21 protein-coding genes are annotated in these 18,324 nt (G+C 58.6%); 10 read left to right on the top strand and 11 right to left on the bottom strand.

The window, feature by feature from the left end; all coding sequences use genetic code 11:
* Positions 1–169 precede the first annotated feature (169 nt).
* Entirely contained in the window at positions 170–2,134 is a 1,965-nt protein-coding gene (gene dnaG / locus DT23_RS13885) for a DNA primase (protein WP_038132170.1), read from the bottom strand.
* A gap of 340 nt (positions 2,135–2,474) precedes the next feature.
* Between dnaG and DT23_RS13880 the strand changes: the two genes are divergently transcribed.
* The 4 genes from DT23_RS13880 (at position 2,475) to DT23_RS13865 (ending at position 6,645) form a co-directional block, all read left to right on the top strand.
* Positions 2,475–4,211 (top strand): TadE/TadG family type IV pilus assembly protein, encoded by a 1,737-nt coding sequence (locus tag DT23_RS13880; RefSeq protein ID WP_038132169.1) that lies wholly within the window; start codon positions 2,475–2,477, stop codon positions 4,209–4,211.
* Positions 4,212–4,273: 62 nt separating this feature from the next.
* On the top strand, positions 4,274–4,867 hold the full coding sequence (locus DT23_RS13875; protein WP_038132167.1) for a TadE/TadG family type IV pilus assembly protein: 594 nt from the start codon (positions 4,274–4,276) through the stop codon (positions 4,865–4,867).
* Complete coding sequence (locus DT23_RS13870) at positions 4,864–5,598, top strand: TadE/TadG family type IV pilus assembly protein (RefSeq protein WP_038132166.1); 735 nt, start codon at positions 4,864–4,866, stop codon at positions 5,596–5,598. Before DT23_RS13875 ends, DT23_RS13870 begins: the two co-directional genes overlap by 4 nt.
* 135 nt (positions 5,599–5,733) lie before the next feature.
* Positions 5,734–6,645, top strand: a complete 912-nt coding sequence (locus tag DT23_RS13865) for a pirin family protein (RefSeq protein WP_038132165.1) — start codon at positions 5,734–5,736, stop codon at positions 6,643–6,645.
* Positions 6,646–6,662: 17 nt separating this feature from the next.
* On the opposite strand, the gene DT23_RS13860 is transcribed toward DT23_RS13865, so the two are convergent.
* From DT23_RS13860 to DT23_RS13840, 5 genes are all read right to left on the bottom strand, one after another.
* The gene (locus tag DT23_RS13860) at positions 6,663–7,847 is read right to left on the bottom strand and encodes a DegT/DnrJ/EryC1/StrS family aminotransferase (protein ID WP_038132164.1); all 1,185 of its coding nucleotides are present in this window, start codon (positions 7,845–7,847) and stop codon (positions 6,663–6,665) included.
* 119 nt (positions 7,848–7,966) lie between these two features.
* On the bottom strand, positions 7,967–8,227 hold the full coding sequence (locus DT23_RS13855; RefSeq protein ID WP_038132162.1) for a DUF6455 family protein: 261 nt from the start codon (positions 8,225–8,227) through the stop codon (positions 7,967–7,969).
* Between the two features lie 11 nt (positions 8,228–8,238).
* Positions 8,239–8,541, bottom strand: a complete 303-nt coding sequence (locus tag DT23_RS18690) for a DUF6455 family protein (RefSeq protein ID WP_051697305.1) — start codon at positions 8,539–8,541, stop codon at positions 8,239–8,241.
* A 109-nt stretch (positions 8,542–8,650) separates the two neighbouring features.
* Complete coding sequence (locus DT23_RS13845) at positions 8,651–9,934, bottom strand: DUF2254 domain-containing protein (protein ID WP_051697304.1); 1,284 nt, start codon at positions 9,932–9,934, stop codon at positions 8,651–8,653.
* Positions 9,935–9,956: 22 nt separating this feature from the next.
* Entirely contained in the window at positions 9,957–10,727 is a 771-nt protein-coding gene (locus tag DT23_RS13840) for a M48 family metallopeptidase (protein ID WP_051697303.1), read from the bottom strand.
* A 130-nt stretch (positions 10,728–10,857) separates the two neighbouring features.
* Between DT23_RS13840 and DT23_RS13835 the strand changes: the two genes are divergently transcribed.
* The gene (locus tag DT23_RS13835; protein WP_038132160.1) at positions 10,858–11,127 is read left to right on the top strand and encodes a hypothetical protein; all 270 of its coding nucleotides are present in this window, start codon (positions 10,858–10,860) and stop codon (positions 11,125–11,127) included.
* Positions 11,128–11,133: 6 nt separating this feature from the next.
* Here the strand turns inward: DT23_RS13835 and DT23_RS13830 are convergent, their stop codons facing one another.
* Positions 11,134–11,382, bottom strand: coding sequence for a DUF167 domain-containing protein (locus DT23_RS13830; RefSeq protein ID WP_038132158.1), 249 nt, complete (start codon positions 11,380–11,382; stop codon positions 11,134–11,136).
* Positions 11,383–11,490: 108 nt separating this feature from the next.
* Between DT23_RS13830 and DT23_RS13825 the strand changes: the two genes are divergently transcribed.
* Entirely contained in the window at positions 11,491–12,093 is a 603-nt protein-coding gene (locus DT23_RS13825) for a nitroreductase family protein (RefSeq protein ID WP_051697302.1), read from the top strand.
* Entirely contained in the window at positions 12,090–12,785 is a 696-nt protein-coding gene (locus DT23_RS13820; protein ID WP_038132157.1) for an EI24 domain-containing protein, read from the top strand. The genes DT23_RS13825 and DT23_RS13820 overlap by 4 nt, the downstream gene beginning before the upstream one ends.
* A 79-nt stretch (positions 12,786–12,864) precedes the next feature.
* Here DT23_RS13820 and DT23_RS13815 read toward each other — a convergent pair whose 3' ends face one another.
* Together DT23_RS13815 and mce are read right to left on the bottom strand one after the other, a co-directional pair.
* Complete coding sequence (locus DT23_RS13815; protein WP_038132156.1) at positions 12,865–13,134, bottom strand: DUF1467 family protein; 270 nt, start codon at positions 13,132–13,134, stop codon at positions 12,865–12,867.
* Positions 13,134–13,538, bottom strand: a complete 405-nt coding sequence (mce, locus tag DT23_RS13810) for a methylmalonyl-CoA epimerase (protein ID WP_038132153.1) — start codon at positions 13,536–13,538, stop codon at positions 13,134–13,136. The genes DT23_RS13815 and mce overlap by 1 nt, the downstream gene beginning before the upstream one ends.
* A 143-nt stretch (positions 13,539–13,681) precedes the next feature.
* On the opposite strand from mce, the gene DT23_RS13805 reads away from it, so the two are divergent.
* The 3 genes from DT23_RS13805 to DT23_RS13800 all read left to right on the top strand — a co-directional run bounded on the left by DT23_RS13805 (position 13,682) and on the right by DT23_RS13800 (position 15,237).
* Entirely contained in the window at positions 13,682–14,392 is a 711-nt protein-coding gene (locus DT23_RS13805; protein WP_038132151.1) for a response regulator, read from the top strand.
* 120 nt (positions 14,393–14,512) lie between these two features.
* Positions 14,513–14,647, top strand: a complete 135-nt coding sequence (locus DT23_RS20210; RefSeq protein WP_276202222.1) for a hypothetical protein — start codon at positions 14,513–14,515, stop codon at positions 14,645–14,647.
* A gap of 113 nt (positions 14,648–14,760) precedes the next feature.
* Positions 14,761–15,237 carry a hemerythrin domain-containing protein gene (locus DT23_RS13800; RefSeq protein WP_038132149.1) on the top strand — a complete coding sequence of 159 codons (477 nt, stop codon included), beginning with the start codon at positions 14,761–14,763 and terminating at the stop codon, positions 15,235–15,237.
* 146 nt (positions 15,238–15,383) lie between these two features.
* Here DT23_RS13800 and aspS read toward each other — a convergent pair whose 3' ends face one another.
* Positions 15,384–17,162: an aspartate--tRNA ligase gene (gene aspS, locus DT23_RS13795; RefSeq protein WP_038132147.1), complete on the bottom strand. Its 1,779-nt coding sequence runs from the start codon at positions 17,160–17,162 to the stop codon at positions 15,384–15,386.
* Between the two features lie 105 nt (positions 17,163–17,267).
* Positions 17,268–18,324, bottom strand: a 1,057-nt coding sequence (locus DT23_RS13790) for a phosphatase PAP2 family protein (RefSeq protein WP_038132145.1), incomplete at its 5' end; no start/stop codon positions are given.

Below are 18,324 nucleotides of genomic sequence, written 5' to 3'. Positions count from 1 at the left end.
TCAGGCTTGCGTGCACTCAAGCTATGACGAAAGCGAATCATATTTCATCTATGTAGCGAATCATTGAGGCGAATCACAGGGGCGCGAGACATCCGGACGGAAAGTTGATGGCCGCTGTGACAGCAATGATTCGGTTTTATGTGGTCAAAGCGTGCAAACCCCTGACCGTTCAGTGTTTCTTGCGCCAGATTTGCCCGTCAATCATGGCTTGTAACTGCGCCGAAAGGGCGGCGCGGTCTTCGCCAGTATCCGAGTTATCCTCCAGTTTCGATCTCTCAGCCTGATGGCGCAGCGTTGCAGCTTGTGCAAGTCGCCACGTTACGCCCTCATCGGCCAGACCCTCCAAATCCTCCATAGCATCGGCGATCTCATCGCGCATCGCGCGCGCGGTTGCCAGTTTTGCCAGTTCTTCGGCCAGACACATCCGCGCCAATTCGATATCGTCGGCTTTGACGATCGGGGGGGCAGACCGCAAGTGGGGCAGCGCAAGCAGCTTTTCAAGGTCATCCCCCGCCTGCGCGCGCAGTTTTTCGGCAATCTGTTCGGGCGGGGTCACGGCATGGGCCAGGATGAGGTGCCGCAACCGGTCATGCGTAGGATCGCGCAGATCAACCGCTTCAAGCTGGGCCTCGAACGGGGCGATCAGGGCGGGATGGATGGCGCAGATGCCAAGGATCATCGCCGCGCGCAGATGTTCTGACACATCATCCCCTGTCGCCCCGAGCAACGAGGCGCGCGTCTCGGGCAGGGCATTGGCCGGGGGCGTAAAGCGCCCCTTGCCGCGCGCGCCGGGCTTGAAATCAGAGCGCCGCTGACCGCCCTGCCCTCCACCCGCGCTACCGCGCTGGCCAGTGCCAAACAAATCCCAGCGCAGGCGTTTTATTTCCTCGCCGTAATGGGACCGGATCGAGGGGTCGGCGATGCGCTTGATTGCTGCGCGCAGTGATTTATCCAGTGCCGCGCGCCGCTCGGGGCTGTCAAACACCTTGCCCTCGATCTCACGCTGCCACAGCAGCGAGACCATCGGCTTGGCCTCGGATAGCAGCTTTTCCATCGCCTCCCGACCCTGCGCTTTGATCAGATCGTCGGGATCCAGCCCCGCTGGCATCACCGCAAAGCGCAGCGCCTTGCCCGCCTCCAGCAGCGGCAGCGCCAGATCGATCACCCGCAGCGCCGCCCGCGTCCCCGCCGTGTCGCCATCGAGCGCGATGATCGGCTCGTCATGGATGCGCCACATCAGGCGCAACTGATCTTCGGTCACGGCGGTGCCAAGGGGGGCCACCGCACCGCCAAAGCCCGCCTCGACCATCGCGATCACATCCATATAGCCCTCGCACACCACGAGCGGCGCATCCTTGCCGCACGCCTCACGCGCGGGGCCGTGGTTATACAGCGAGCGTCCCTTATCGAACAAAGGTGTTTCTGGGCCGTTAAGATATTTCGCGCGTGCATTAGGATCCATCGCACGCCCGCCAAGGCTAATCGCGCGCCCCCGCCCGTCGCGGATCGGAAAGATAATGCGCCCGCGAAACCGGTCATAGGGCGCGCCGCCATCATCTGGCTTGGCGCAAACCCCGGCCTCAACGATCAGATCAGGCGTGAACCCCTTGGCCGTGAGCGCCTGAAACAGACCTTGGCGTTGATCGGGGGCAAAGCCGATCTCAAAGCGATTTTGCGCATGTTCGTCCAGCTTGCGCCCCGCCAGATAATCGCGCGCGCCCTGCCCCGCGGCGGTGGACAGCATCAGCCGGTAATGCTGCACCGTCGCCTCCATCACCTCGGCGAGTTGTGCGCGGCGGTCGGATTTTTCCTGCGCCTTGGGGTCGCGCGCGGGCATCGTCATTCCGGCCTCGCGCGCGAGAATCTCCACCGCCTCCATAAAGCCGACATTTTCGGTCTCGCGAATGAAAGACAGCGCGTCGCCCTTCGCATGACAGCCAAAGCAATAGTAATAGCCCTTGCGATCATCGACATGGAAGCTGGCGGATTTTTCCTGATGGAACGGGCATGGCGCCCACATGTCGCCCTTGCCCTGATTGGACTTGCGCATGTCCCAAATGACTTTACGCCCCACGACCTGAGAGATCGAGGTGCGCGTGCGCAATTCGTCGAGAAATCCGGGTGGCAGGCTCATACCCCCTATATTGGGCGACGCGTGCGCGGAGTCGAGAGGGGGTTTCATCAAACCCGCCCCCGATTCGCAAATTGGGGGCACCAGAGCGTCAATTCGCGCCACATTTCGGGAGCTTACCCAACGAAACCTTTCCAAGAGGTAAAAGAATTTGCCTCGATTGTATGTATTTGAGAAACCATGACGCCGCGCGCTGCCGGTTTCCCCCGTAACTCGCGACAATCGCTACACCTTTGCCTCATCCTCGCCTTATTTCCGCCCGAAGCGTTAGTCAGTTTAGTCCCTTGAATACGTCCGTCTTACGAGATCGGGCGACGCGCCCATTATTGGGCAAGGAGTAAAAATGATGAAGATGCGTATGTCTGAAGTGTTTGCGAAAGAAGTGGCCGGACGAAAGTCTCGGCTGCGCCGGTTCTATCGTGAAGAGGATGGCTCGCTCATCGTTATGAGTTTGTTCCTGCTTGTCGCGATGATGATCTTTACAGGGATCGCGATTGATCTTGAACGTGGGGAAGAGCGTCGCACCGTGATCCAGGCCACTCTTGACCGCGCCACGCTGGCTGCGGCCGACCTCGACCAATCCATGCCCCCCGCAGAGGTGGTCAAAGATTACATGAAAAAGGCCGGGCTATCCTATCTTGACGTCGTTCCGGTCGTGGAAGAGGGCGAGCATGGCGAATATCGTCGCGTGACCGCGCAGGTGACCGACCATATGCCCACAATGTTTGGCGCGCTCACGCATATCGACTCGGTGCCGTCCAACAGCAAATCTCAGGCTGTGGAGTCCATCGGCAATGTCGAAGTGTCGATGGTGCTTGATGTCTCGGGCTCGATGGGCCAGAGAGATAACAATTCATCGAGCAACAAAAGCAAAATTCAAAGCCTTCGTAGTGCGGCGGACAGCTTTGTCGATGATCTGTTCGAAAAAGTTCAACCGCCCTCGGCCCCCGAGGGACGGCTTTCAATTTCAATCGTGCCCTATAACCAGCAGGTGTCGATAGGCGACGATTTAGCCAAAATATACAAACTGTCAGACGATCACACGCAAAACACCTGTGTCGACGTTGAAACGCTCGACTTCAATGACCTCGCGATTTCCACAACCGACACTTTGCCGCGCACCATGTTTGGAAGCGGCCGGTCTTCAAATGAAACCACAAGTTCCTACAGTTCGTCCCAGAACTGTTGGAAAAGAAGCTATTCTTCGGTGATGGCGTTCCAAAACGACAAAACGGAACTTAAAAACAAAATCAACAGCTTGGGTGCGAGCGGAAATACATCAATCGATATTGGTGCAAAATGGGGCCTAGCCTTGCTTGATCCATCTGCTCAGCCTGTCGCCGAACAACTGGCAAAAGATGATTTGATCGATAGCTCGGTCGATAACCGCCCGTTTGATTATCCCACACCAGATACCCCGGTGAAAGATACCTCGCTCAAGGTGATGATCCTGATGACGGATGGCGAAAACACCAGCACCTATTCGACAAAAATGGCGTATCGCACGGGTTACTCGGATTTCTTCTCAACCTATAGCGGCAGCTCAAACGCGATTTCGTTATACGGAGACGCGTGGGAGAAACTCTACTGGCGCTCCAAGCAACGCGAAGATGAGGGTCGTAGCAATATATACTACAGGTTCAAAACGAAAAAATGGGTGTCAGAAAATGACATTGTCGGCTCAAAAAACAACACCACGCTTCACCACCTCACATGGCAAACTGTCTGGGGAGGCAAAAGAAACCTGAAATGGATCGCCAGAAAATTCCTCGCGCCTGCAAACTACAAACTCAACAGTAGTAGGTCGGAATATAGTTGGTATTCAAAACTCGTTGATGAGATGGCGGTTAAGGATACCAGTTCGTTGCAAGATGCGAACCTAGCCAAAGCCTGCACAGCAGCAAAGGCCAAGGGGATCAAGATCTTCACCATCGCATTGAGCGCCCCGACCAGAAGTAAAAACCTGCTGGCAAGCTGTAGCTCGGGCCCGACTTACGCCTATGTGGCAGGCACCAGCGATCTTACCGATACATTTGCCTCGATCAGCTCTGCAATCAGTTCGCTGCGCTTGACCAACTAACACCTGACTGGGCCGCGCAACCGGCCCAGCCCCTCCTTCCAAATCCAATGCGGACACCGACAATGACCAGCTCCACACCAGTCAAGAAACACCGTGCCCGCTCTGGCGCGCTCGCGCGGTTTCGCCACGACGAAAGTGGTGCGGTCACCATCCCCTCGTTGCTCTGGATCGTCTTTTTGTTCTTCATTCTTCTCAGCACGATCGAGATGTCGGTGATGTTCATGAAGAAGACGCTGCTTGACCAACGCGTCGCGTTGACATCGCGCGTGATGCAGCTTGGGTTAGATGGTAAACCGGACGAAGAAACCCTGAAAAATTCGATCTGTAGCAATCTCACATTCCTACAGGATTGCAGAAATAACATTGCCGTCGAAACCTTCTCGGTTGATCAAACCGACTGGAGTTCGACGCTGGACGGCAAAGCTGTCAATTGTGAAATCAGCAAAGACAGCACTGACCCTCTACCGCCGAAGAACATCGAATACGGGACGGGGGACCAGATAATGATTATGCGTGTCTGCTTACGCGTAAAACCGATCATTCCGGATACTCCTTTCGCGAAAGCAATGACCGCAGCCTGGCCTTGGGGGGACCAGTACGCATTGGTTACCACCACCGCGTATGTTAACGAACCGCGTTCAGGAGATGACTCATGAGTCATATCATCAAAAAATTCGTTCGATCAAAACGTAAAGGGTTCAGAACGTTTCGTCGCGACGAAACCGGTTCAGTCGTGGTTGAAGGCATCTTCAGTACGCTCTTGTTGTTCGGCTGGATGCTGGCGTCGTTTCAAATCTACCAGGCTTTCAACCTCCGCTCCGACGCCACACGTTCTACCTATATGATTGCTGATATGATTTCGCGTCAGCAAACAGAAATCGGGCCGAAATATGTGAACGGGCTGAAAAAGGTGTTCAATTATCTCACGAATGCCGATACCGACAATCAAACCTGGCTGCGCGTCACCCTTTTTAAATGCAAGGCTGAAGATGACGATCAGCCGGGCGCCTATTGCGATGGCGTGAATAGGAAATTCACGCTGGTCAAAGATACGACCGATAAGGTAACGGCGTCCTATGCGACACCGGGTGCCAATGACATCACCTTGGCACAGCCTTACACCCAAGCGGGATTGGACGCGGTCGCGGATCGTCTTCCCGTTATGGCTGCGGGCGACATGGCTGTGATCACCGAGACGATCTATCGCTTTAAACCCTTTCTGAATATCAGCGACACAAGCTTGACTCAAACGACAACCGACAAAAATGGCAACACGCATGTCGGCACGTTGGTGCAAAAGCAGGGGCTGTATACGGGCCTCCCCTTCGCGACCTTCGTTGTGACGCGACCGCGCGAAACGCGCCTCGTTTGGAATACGGATGACTGAACGCGCGCCCTCGTCTGTGCGCCCGTCCATAGGATCTGTGCCAAGACGCGGAATTGCGGCCCTGTCACGCGCCCCTATCTGATACGGTGTTCGCGACCTGCATCTTGCGGGTCGCCCGGATCAGGGAGAGCGCTTATGTCGATCAGACCCGTTTTGGAAACCCGCCAATCGCAACCCTTCGTTGAGGGGGCCGGTGTGCATCTGCACCGCGCATTTGGCTTCACCGACCCGACCGAGGCCGACCCGTTCCTGCTGTTTGACGATTTCCGCGGCGATGACCCGGCGGACTATCAGGCCGGCTTCCCGTGGCATCCCCATCGCGGCATCGAAACGATCACCTATGTGCTGGCCGGTGAGGTCGATCACGGTGACAGCCTTGGCAATCGTGGCACGCTGGGCGCGGGCTCGGTGCAATGGATGACCGCTGGCTCGGGGATTTTGCATCAGGAGATGCCGCGCGGGAACGCGGCGGGACAGATGCATGGCTTTCAGCTATGGGCCAACCTGCCCTCGGATCTCAAGATGACCGCGCCGCGTTATCAGGATATTTCCGGCAGCGACATCCCCGAGGTGACCGATGATGACGGCACGGTTGCCCGCATCATCACCGGACAATTCTGGGGCCAGCGTGGCCCGGTCGATGGCATCGCCGCCGATCCGCAATATCTTGATATCACCATCCCGCCGGGCGTGAAAAAGCGCCTGCGTGTTGATACCTATCGCCAGACCTTCGCCTATGTGTTCGAAGGCGCGGCGGCGTTTGCCGAGGCCTCCGCCCCCCAAGGCGTGTTGTTGGAAAAAGAGGTCGGCGGTCAAGAGGTGAACATTCGCGACATGTCGGGCAATCGGACCCTGGTGCGCTTTGGCACGGGCGATGAGATTCTGGTGCAGGCGGGCGAACAAGGCGTGCGGTTTCTGCTGATCTCGGGCGCGCCGATCCGCGAGCCGGTGGCCTGGCACGGGCCGATCGTGATGAACACCCGCGCCGAATTGCGCACGGCCATGGCCGAGCTACGCAACAACACCTTTATCAAGCCCGCGCACTAAGCGGGGATCGGGGGGGGCTAACCTTTGACCGCCGCAACCGCCTCAAGAATGGCCGCAGCAATATAATCAAGATCGGGGCGGGCCAGACGCGCAGGCAGACGCGTGTCGCAAGCCCGCATCAACATCGCGCGGGTTTGGGGCAAGTCGGGCTGTTCGCCCAGAAACTGCCAATTCCAAAAGGCGCGCGCATTATCTTCGCTTAGCCCAAAGACCTGCACCCCCACGCCGCGCGTCTTGGCCTCGGCCTGCAGCTTGCGCGCCTCGTCGTCGCTCCACTCCCCAACAAGGTTGAATTGCAACGAATCCGGTGCGCGGGTTTCGGGGGCCAGCGCTGGCGGCACATCCAGCCAGTCGCTGCCATTGAGCTGCTCGGCGACATAATCGTGGTTCGCGCGCCCGTCATTGATACGCCGCTCGACCTCGGCCAGCTGCGGACGGATCACCGCCGCCGACAGGTTCTGCATCCGGCAATTGTACAGCGGCAGCTTGTTTTGCCACTGCACAAAGCTGTTTTGCAGACCGGGGTGCTTTTTCCAGTTATGTTCGTAAGCACCCGACATGATCACTGCACGCGCCGCCAGTTCGGGATCATCGGTCAGCAAAATACCGCCCTCGCCCGCATTCACCAGCTTGTAGGATTGAAACGACAGGCAGCCGATCTGGCCAATCGTGCCGATCTTGCGGCCATGCCAAAGCGTGCCAAGCGAATGCGCCGCATCCTCGATCACCGGAATATGGCGCGCCTCGGCCAGCTCCATGATCACATCCATATCCGAGGTGTGACCGCGCATATGGCTGATCATCACTGCGTCGATACTGTCGTCAAACTTGGCGCGGAAATCGTCCAGATCAATGCGGTAATTGCTGCCCACCTCGACCAGAACCGGCACGCAATCGGCATGCACAATCGCCGAAGGCACGGCGGCAAACGTAAAAGCGGGCACCAGCACGCGCGCCCCGCGCGGCAGATCCAACGCCTTGAGTGACAGGAACAAAGCCTGACTGCACGACGATACCGCCAAAGCGTATTTCACACCCATCATTTCAGCGAATTCAGCCTCAAGCATCGCGACCGGGGCGTCTTGCGAGGTGTAGCGAAACAAATCCCCGCTGCTCAGCAACCGTTCAATCTCGACGCGCGCGGCATCGGGGATCGCTTCGGCATCGTAACAATTGGGAGCGGTCTGTCCGTCACGCGGCATGGCAAGGAATCCTGAAACTGACTTTCAGCTTTTCTTTACACATAGGGCGCAAGTTTAGGAAATGAAACTTTCATGACCGTTTGCGCCTGCGCAAGACCCCGCCCAAAAACGGCCTGCAATCAGTGCACCACGCGCAGCGAGTCCAACGCAGGCTTATTGGGGCAGTCAGCGGGCAGTGCATCAGGGGCAGATCCGCGCTCTGACAGCAGGGCCAGACAGAATTCGCTGCGCCCGCAGGTGCGACAGGCGGTGATCATCGTGGCAACATCGGCTCGCGTCAGACGACCCTCCTGCACCGCTTTGCCAAGGTTCACCCCCATCCGTCGCGCCATCCCGCGCGTGATCCAGAAATGCAGATCAAGATCGCTTGCAATAGTCATCGGATCTCTCCTTATGATATGGATTTCGACGCCCTTTCGGCAGCAACCTCAGCGCGCAGCCGCTTTATCATCAGACGGTTTTCGCAATATTTCGGAGGCTCGTTCACCGAAACCTCATCTTCAGGATCATGTTCGGACAGCCATAGCGTGCAGGCCTCCGGCTGGGTGCAGCCGGTGCAGCGCACCAGCGCGTCTTTCCAATCCTCGCCCGACATCCGGCCCTGCGCCATCTCGGCAGTCAGATCGATGCGCATCACCTGTGCCATTCTATTCATCATCGCGGCATGGTGGTTCAGATTTCGAGCTTTGGACATGACACATCTCCCAAGATTTGGGGGGGTGTTTTGCCCTTTTCGACTCGTTTCAGCTATGATTCAGATCAAACTGACAACCTAGGCGAGAAATGCTGACCTGTGCGCCAGCCTATATCGGCTGCGACACGCCGACCTCTTTCGCCAAGGTTGCGGCGGCGGCAGTGATGCGCGCGCGGTTTTCAGCCAAGGGCAATGCCTCTTCCGATTGCAGCGCAGCGCGAAGGGCCTGCCTGGCAGCGGGTTTGGCGAACTGTTCAGGCGACATCTGCGCCAGCGCCCCCAGCACCACTTGCAGGCGCAACGCCACCTCAAACAGCCCCGCCCCATCGCGCGAAATCGCGGAAAACGCATCTTCGATTAACTGCTCTGGCGGAATACTGTGCGCATAAATGCGATCATGGCGCAGCTCAAACTCGGATGCCGGATCCCAACTGGCCAACACGCGCGTCAGACGGCCCAAAATATCAATACCCGTGCCCGGATCATTCACGGCAGGCGAGAGCGCGCGCGACGCGATCTCGGCCAAGGCGATCAGGCCAAATTGCGGGTCCTGTTCAAAGTCGCGCGCATGATCAACGGCAAAGCCATCAAGAATTGCGTCCTCCATCTGGGCGCGCATCTGTGCATCCACAGGCAGCCCGTCACACACAACCAGATCAGCCGCGGGATGCACGAAATTGCCCGGCGGCGCACACAGCCAGATCCGGCAATCATGAGCTTGCGCAATCTCTTGCAACTGCGAAATATCAACATGCTGAACATTTCCGGTGCGCCGCGATTTCACGGGCCAAACACCGGAGGGCGGCGCCTCCCAAGGCCGAGCACCCAGATACGGATCCGCGCAACGGTTCTCCAGCGCGTTTGCAGCCGAGTCCTCAACGCGCGAAATCACATCGCCAAGCCGCCCGAATTCGCTGAGATGTTGCACCCAGCGCAACAGCGAGACCACCACGATCGCGACCACACCGATCGTCACCACCAGCAGCAAAAACCGCCCCGAGGCCCCGTAAATCTGCGTCTGCAGCGCGATAATCCCCACCAATGCAAACACAAACGAGCCGATAAAACTGGCCAGCACGTTTTGCGTGATCCGGTCGGTTTGCATCAGCTTGATCGCGCGCGGGGTGGCACTGGTTTGGGCCGACCCAAAGGCGGTGATCATAATTTGCAGCGAAAACGTCGTGGCCGTCAGCATGGCGGTGGCCATGATCGTCAGGATCGGCTCGACCGAATCCGCCCCCATCTTGAGACCGACCTCGTCCGGGATCATGTGACCAAACCACGCCGAACCGAGGGCCGTCAAAATACCGAGCACCCCAAAGGCGGTCACGCGCACCCAAATCTCGCGCAACATGGTCCGCAACCGCCAACGCAAATTGGATAAGCTCAGCATCCGTTCCCCTTTATCAACGCCGTCATCCCCCGCCCTGAGGACGCAAGCCCGTAACGCCATGGATTGTTCCCGCGCGCAGCTCTTTCACAGTCTTTTTCACAATATCAAGGCGCAGCGCATTGGCCGGGTGCGTGCCCAAAACCGTTTCTTCGGGATCTGGCAAACGACGAAAGAATGCCGCGCCTCTCAGCGGATCATAGCCCGCATCCCACGTTATGATCGTGCCCAGCCTGTCGGCCTCCAGCTCGTAATCCTTGGCAAACAACCGGCTGCCCATCTCAGCGCCCGCCTTGCGCGCATTGGCGACGGTGCGCGCATCCGCCCCTTGCGATTGCACCATCATCCCCAAAAGCTGTGCGCCCTTATTCGCATCACGCTGGCGCGCCGAGATATGGCCCGCGATATGATGGGCCGCCTCATGACCCAACACAAAGGCCAGCTCATCAGGGTTGCGCACCTCGGCAATCATCGCCAGCGTCACGCCGATGACCGGACGACCACGGCGATCCTCGGTCTGAAAGGCGTTGGCGGGCGAATCAAGGCGATCATCAATCACCAGCCGATAGTCGCAATTGCGCAAGTCCGAGCGCGCGCGACACTCGGCCTCGATCACCGGCTCCATCCGGCGCGCCACCGTGACAAGCTGATCCACCGCGCGCTCTGCCTTGGCCTGCACCTGCGCGGGAATCGGGGGTTCGGGCGCGGTTTGCGGGATCGGCCCGCTCGCCACGCAGCCCGACAGCACCGCCAAAAGCAGCAACGGGATCAGGCGAGCAAAGGACGGCAAGACCATGGGGAACACATCACGCTAAGACTTTAATCGTTTGGCGCAGTTTAGAACCTTAAGCGGTGGGCGCCATCCCCTACACACCGTGCGCGTGTTTTTCGCTTCCGGCCCGGCACGCGGCGCGATAGCATGGGGCATGTTTACCATTGAACACGAATTCGACGCCACCGTGATCACCCTTGTTGATGAGGGAACGGACCCGCGCGACTATCTGCAAGAGGATGTTACCATCTCATCCTTTGAAGATTGCGTCGTGGTCGAGCAGCTCGACGAGCAAACCGATCAGGTGCAAACCATCACATTTTCGCATGCGCAACTGCGCGAATTGGCGGCGGCCCTGAACCTGCCCGAAGGGGTGTATCGCGTGCGTCAAAGCAGCGAAACGCCCGAACCCGCGAAAGACTAGGCGCGCTTAATCAAGTCGAAACACCTTGTCGCGCGCGGTTTGTCCGCGAATCAAGGTCAGGCGCGTCTTGGCCACGCCCAGCGCTTTGGCCAGCAGCTTTTGCACGGCCGCATTGGCCTTACCATCTTCGGGAACCACGGTGACATAGGCGCGCAAGCCCCCTTCGCCGACGCGAATTTCATTGCGCGACGCTTTCGGCGTCACCCGCAGCGCAATTTCGGTGCCGGGAATGGCAAGGTGGGACAAATCACTCATAGGCTCAACACCATAGCCATCGCGCACCGCTGCACAAGAAAGCCACGCTGGCGCTGTTGCAATTTTGCCCGCCCCGTCCGATATCAAGCCAGATCAGTGGAGACTTCGATGACCGAGACGCAAAGAGTGACCCCCGCCAAGCGCGATCAAGCCGCGCTCGATTTCCTGCTGTCGCGCCGCTCGCGACCGGCCAAAACGCTTGTGGCCCCTGCCCCCGATGCTGCGCAACTGCACGAAATCCTACAAGCCGGGGCGCGCACGCCCGATCACGGCAAGCTGGAGCCGTGGCGGTTCATCGTGATCACGCGCGATGCCGCGCAACGTCTGGGCACCGAGGCCGAGGCGCGCGCCACCGCCCAGGGCCTGCCCGAAGACAAGGTCGCCAAGGCGAGCAAGCAGTTCTTTGACACCCAGCTTTGCGTGGCGGTGATTTTCTCGCCCAAAGCCAGCGAGAAAGTGCCCGAAATTGAGCAACTCTTGTCAGCCGGCGCGGTATGTCTATCACTGTTGAACGGGGCATTGGCTGCGGGTTGGGGGGCCAATTGGCTTAGCGGCTGGGCCGCGCATGACAGCGCTTTTGGCCAAGATCTGTTGGGCTTGGCGCCGGGCGAACTCGTCGCGGGTTTCATCCATCTTGGCACGGAAGGCGTGACCCCACCGGATCGTCCGCGCCCCGACATCGACGCCATCACTCGCTGGATTTCTGCATGATTATTGCAAGTTACGTCAAAGCCTGGGGCGACCTGCTGCGCCCCGGCGCGATGAAGATCGTCGGCATCGGCGTCGCCCTGTCCTTGGGGCTTTTGATCGCTATTTACGTCGCAATGGTTTGGCTGATCGGCTGGCTGGTGCCCGATAGCTTCTCGCTGCCCTTCATCGGGGAAATCGGCCATATCGACACCGCGCTCTCGATTGTCTCGGCCGGAATCATGCTGTTTGCGTCGATGTTCCTGATGGTGCCGGTCGCCTCGGCCTTTACCGGATTTTTCCTCGAAGATGTGGCGGAACTGGTCGAGAACGAGCACTATCCAACCCTCCCCCCCGTGCGCAAACTCAGCTTGAGCGAAAGCTTTGGAGACACGCTGCGCTTTTTCGGAGTGATCGTGGGGGCCAACCTGATCGCGCTGGTGATCTATCCCTTCGTGATCCCGCTCGCGCCGTTTTTGTTTTTCGCTCTCAACGGCTATCTGCTTGGGCGTGAATACTTCCAGATGGCCGCGCAGCGCCGGATGGAACGCGACGAGGCCCGCGCGCTTTATCAGCGCCACAAAGTGACAGTCTGGATGGCGGGCGCGCTGATGGCTGTGCCGCTGTCCATTCCGATCCTCAATCTCTTCGTGCCAGTGCTGGGTGCTGCCGGGTTTACGCATTTGTTTCATGCCGTCACCGGGCGGCGAGGTTGACATTTTTCAACCTTTTTCGCCGCCCAACCGGGTCGAAAAGCGGGTAAAGCGTAAGTTTCTCAACCGTTTCCGCCGCCCTTTAGCGGCGCAAGCGATTGAAAAAGTCGATATCTTCAAGCGTGATCACGCCCGATAGCAACACCGTCGCAAGTACCGCCCATAACACCACCGTGACCGCCGTGGTGATTTTCACCTTGGCCCCAAGATGCGCCTCATGAGGCGCGCCCGCCTGCGTGCCCGGCACGATCTGATCGACATCGCCTTGCGTCTTCAGCCGGATCGGCAACACGACGAAAAACACCAAAAACCAGAGCACGGCGAACAGGATGATTCCCCCCGTAAGGTTCATCAGACCTGCTCCAGCTCGACGAGGCAGCCGTTGAAATCTTTGGGATGCAGGAACAGCACCGGTTTACCATGCGCGCCGATCTTGGGCTCGCCGGTGCCCAGCACGCGTGCGCCCTGCGCGCTCAGCTTGTCGCGCGCGGCCAGAATATCGTCGACCTCATAGCAGATGTGATGGATGCCACCGGCGGGGTTTTTATCAAGAAACCCTTGGATCGGCGAATTTTCCCCCAGCGGATAAAGCAGCTCGATCTTGGTATTGGGCAGCTCGATAAAGACCACCGTCACGCCGTGATCGGGCTCATCCTGAGGCGCGCCGACCTGCGCCCCCAACGTGTCACGATATTGCGCCGAGGCGGCCTCGAGATCAGGCACGGCAATGGCAACATGGTTCAAACGTCCGATCATTTGGGCCTCCCTGGCAAGCGGATCGGCCTTAGGGGTAAAGGCGCGCGCGCCTGTGTGCAAGCTTGGCGCGCCGTCGTTAACCCGCTGTTAGGCAGTTTACCCGCTTACTGTAAGGGAACCAGCGAATCTGATTGGGTGATAAAATGGCAGACGATCTTACGACATTCCTTGTTCCGCGCAGCGCAACACCAGAGCGGCCCTTGATGGGGCTGACGGTTTTGCTTGTCGAAGACAGCCGCTTTGCATCTGAGGCGGTGCGGCTTTTGTGTTTGCGATCAGGCGCGCGTATTCGGCGCGCCGATTGTTTGGCCTCGGCGCACCGTCATTTGCAATGCTATCGCCCCAGCGTCGTGATCGTCGATATGGGCCTGCCCGATGGCTCTGGCGGTGAGCTGATCGCAGAAATTCGCCAAATGGTACCTGCGGTGCCGGTTGTTCTAGGGATTTCCGGCGATAGCGGGCTGCGCGCGGATGCGATTGCGGCGGGCGCGGATGGGTTCTTAGACAAACCGGTCGAAAGCCTCGCGCAGTTTCAGCAGGCTATCCTGAATGCCTTGCCAATGGATGAGCGCCCGAAGGGGTTGCGCGCGCTCAGCGATAGCGTGGTTGAACCTGACCCGCTCGCGCTGCGCGACGATCTGCAACATATTTCCGAGGTTCTGCGTGAGGGTCGCAAAAGTCAGGTCATGCCCTATGCGGCGCATTTTCTGGCCGGTGTCGCGCTGTCGGCTCATGATCGGGCGCTTGGCGATGCGGCGGCACGTTTGGCACGCATCGGTGGCCCGTCCCATGAAGATTTTTCGCATGTGAGCGGGCTGGTCGCGGCGCGGCTTGCCTCGGGGGATGCGTTTTGATCGGCCTGACGTCCCGTCCGATCTGAGCGCATTGCCACGCAATCGCACCACCGCTTTCCCATTTCTGCCTTAGTTGCGCGCAAGAAAGGACATCAGACCCACTGCCAAGGGAAAGCGGTAATGAGCAAACGGATGATTAAACTGATTGAAAACCAACGCGTCGTGCAGGCCGCGCATTGGACGGCATTTTCGCTTGGCGCCCTCGCGCTGGCAGCCTCGATCACAGCAACGGCCTTGAACGCGGTGTTCTCCTGATCTGCGTGTAATTTGCCACGCAGTTTTGTAGGAACCCCGGTTTTAGGAACCATCGCTCGCATCATCGCGTTGCCTCGTCAATCGAACTGACATCGAATGACGGAGGAAACCCGATGACCTCGATCTATGACGCAATCAAAGCTGACCACGATCATCACCGTGACCTGATGGCGCAAATCGCCAAGACCGAAGGCGCGAGTGAGGATCGCAAGAAAGCGTGGGATGCGTTCTATTACGACATCAAATCCCACGCCGCCGCCGAAGAAGAGACGTTTTATTCCAAGCTGATGAGCAAAACCTGGGGCCAGGATTCGGCGCGTCATTCGGTCGAAGAGCATGCCCAGTTGGATGACTTGCTGGATGAGCTGAACGAGATGGAGATGGCCTCACCCGGCTGGCTCAATAAATTTCACAAGTTGCAGCATGACTACAATCACCACATGGACGAGGAAGAAGACGAGATCTTCACCCGTGCCAAAGAGGTGATCGACGCGTCCGAAATCGACGGCTATGGCGAGAAATTCCATGCGCGCAAAAAGAAAGAGCGCGAGATTGTGGACAAGAAGCGCGAAGAACAGCTTGAGGATTGAGCCGGGTCTTTGACTGAATGCGTCGAGGGGGCGCGGCCCCCGCTGGCTGCGCCAGCCCCCCCGGAGTATTTTCGGCTAGATGAAAGCATATAAAAAGGCCCCGCACGAGTTGGAGCGGGGCCTTTCTTGTTCGGGGAACGCGCGGATTAGTCTTCTTTTGGCAAGACCCGCAGGCGCAATTCGCGAAGCTGTTCGTTCATCGGCTCGCTCGGCGCGCCCATCATCAGGTCTTCGGCGCGTTGGTTCATTGGGAACATGATGACTTCGCGGATATTAGCGGTATCTGCGAGGATCATCACGATCCGGTCGATACCAGCGGCGCAACCGCCGTGGGGCGGCGCGCCGTATTTGAACGCCTTAACCATCCCGCCAAAGCGCTTCTCGACTTCCGAGGCCGGATAGCCCGCGATCTCGAACGCCTTATACATCGTCTCAAGTTTGTGGTTGCGGATCGCGCCCGAGAGAATTTCGTAGCCGTTGCAGGCCAAGTCATACTGATAGCCCAGCACGTCGAGCGGGTTGCCGTTGAGCGCCTCAATCCCGCCTTGGGGCATCGAGAACGGGTTATGGCTGAAGTCGATCTTGCCCTCGTCATCGGCCTCATACATCGGGAAATCGACGATCCAGGCGAATTTATGCACCGATTTGTCGGTCAGCCCGAGTTCCTCGCCGATCACGTTGCGCGCACGCCCCGCGACGCCTTCAAAGCTGGACGGGTTGCCACCCAAGAAGAAGGCCGCATCGCCCTCGCCCAGACCCAGTTGCTGACGGATCGCTTCGGTGCGCTCGGGGCCGATATTTTTTGCCAGAGGGCCAGCGCCTTCAAGCGATCCATCCTCGGCTTTGCGCCAAAAGATATAGCCCATGCCCGGCAGGCCCTGTTCCTGCGCGAATTTGTTCATCCGGTCGCAGAACTTACGCGAGCCGCCCGTGGGCGCGGGAATGGCGCGAATCTGGGTGCCGTCTTGTTCCAGCAGCTTGGCGAAGATCGCAAAACCCGAGCCTGCGAAATGGTCAGACACGATCTGCATCTCAATCGGGTTGCGCAGGTCGGGCTTATCCGAGCCGTATTTCAGCAGCGATTCCGCGTAAGGGATGCGCGGCCAATTCGGATCGACTTTCCGCTCGGGATCGAATTCTTCGAACACTCCCTCCAGCACCGGCTGGATCACGGCGAAAATGTCTTCCTGCTCGACAAAGCTCATTTCCACGTCGAGCTGGTAGAAATCGGTGGGTGAGCGGTCAGCGCGCGGGTCTTCATCGCGGAAACACGGTGCGATCTGGAAATATTTATCAAACCCCGCGACCATGATCAGCTGTTTGAACTGCTGGGGCGCTTGCGGGAGCGCGTAGAATTTGCCCGGATGCAGGCGCGAGGGCACGAGGAAATCGCGCGCGCCTTCGGGCGAACTCGCGGTGATGATCGGCGTCTGGAATTCGTTAAAACCCTGATCCCACATCCGCTGACGCATTGAGCGCACCACGTTGGAGCGCAAGACCATGCTGTCATGCAGGTTCTCGCGGCGCAGATCGAGAAAGCGATAGGCCAGACGGGTTTCCTCGGGATAGTCCTGCTCGCCAAAGACGGGCAGCGGCAGTTCGTCAGATTCGCCCAGCACTTCGATGTCGCGCACGTAAACCTCGATCTCGCCGGTCGGGATTTTGGTGTTAATCAGGCTTTCATCGCGCAGCTTGACCGTGCCGTCGATGCGGATCACCCATTCCGAGCGCACTTTTTCCAGCGCTTTGAACGCGGGCGAGTCACCATCGCACAGCACCTGCGTCATGCCGTAATGGTCGCGCAGGTCGATAAACAACACGCCCCCGTGGTCGCGCACCCGGTGAACCCACCCGGCAAGTCGCACGGTTTCACCGGCATTGGCGGCGCTCAGATCGGCACAGGTCTGGCTGCGAAAGGCGTTCATGTCTAGTTTTCCTCGGCGTCATGGGCTTTTCCGTCGCGCCGATACACCGCGAGAGCGCCCGGAAGTCAAGCGCAACTCGCTGCGACGGACCCTATGCTGCCCTCGTCACACGGGTTTAACTGGCAGACCAAACCACCCCCTGCGCGCAGGAACCTTGGCGCGCGCGGTGAGGTACATATACAGCCCCGAGATCACAATAATCGACACATAGCCGTCCACCGCGTAATGCCAGCCAAGATAGACCGACAGCACGGCATAGAAAGTGACGTACAACACACTGAATGCCCGCGCGCCCCAAAGAAGCACAGCTGCGAGCATCGGCTTGAGCGTCAGCCGTTGCGAAAGATCACGGCCAAGCCGGGCAATGTAAAGCCCGATGACCGTCGCCATGCCGACATGGACCGATGGAAAGGCCGAAATTCCCGAGCCTAGCATTTCACTTTCGCCAGTATAGGCACGCCACAAGGACATCTTCGTCGCAAGCAGGCTGCTCGCATCATCGCGCTGCACCAGCGCCAACGCCCCGCGATGCGCATCGGCCGGGCCACCGGGGAACAGATCCGTGAAGATCGGCCCGTAAGACATAACCATTAAGGCAAGGACATTCCCAAGCCCGACCCAGCACAGCATCCACAAAATGGTAAAGGTCCGCCGACGCGTCTTATCGCCGTCAAAGGCCACCAGCAGCACCGGCAAGAAGCTTGCGAGAAATACCCATGTGTTGAAATAGAGCCCAAGCAGACGGCTGGTATGCTCGGGCGAGAGCCAAAGCAGAAGATCGCGCGGCGTATGTCCGAAATGCAGCATAACATCAAGTTTCGTCAGCGCGTTATCGGCCCAGAAAGGCTCGACAAGCGACATCCGGTTCTTCACCAGAGCGAACATGAAGGTGAAGAGCGAACACATCATGATGGACAACAGCACCGACGCTCTTTGCTGCCAGAGACGACGCCGTATGGGGCCGATCAAGGTGATCGGCGCGATGATAATTAGCAACGCCCACCATGGCAAAAGCACTTTGACCAGTTGAAAGAATGTCTCAAAGGCGACCCCGACACCCTCAACAAGGTCAATCGGATTTGCGCCGACATAGGCTAGGAAGATATTTCCGGCGATCAAATAAAGCCCAGTCCCAAGCGCCAAAACCCGCACATCACTAAAT

This window comes from Thioclava indica (genome assembly GCF_000714545.1).
Lineage (GTDB): Bacteria > Pseudomonadota > Alphaproteobacteria > Rhodobacterales > Rhodobacteraceae > Thioclava > Thioclava indica.
The sequence above is the reverse complement of the archived record's forward strand: the minus strand, read 5'-3'. Positions and strand labels throughout refer to the sequence as shown.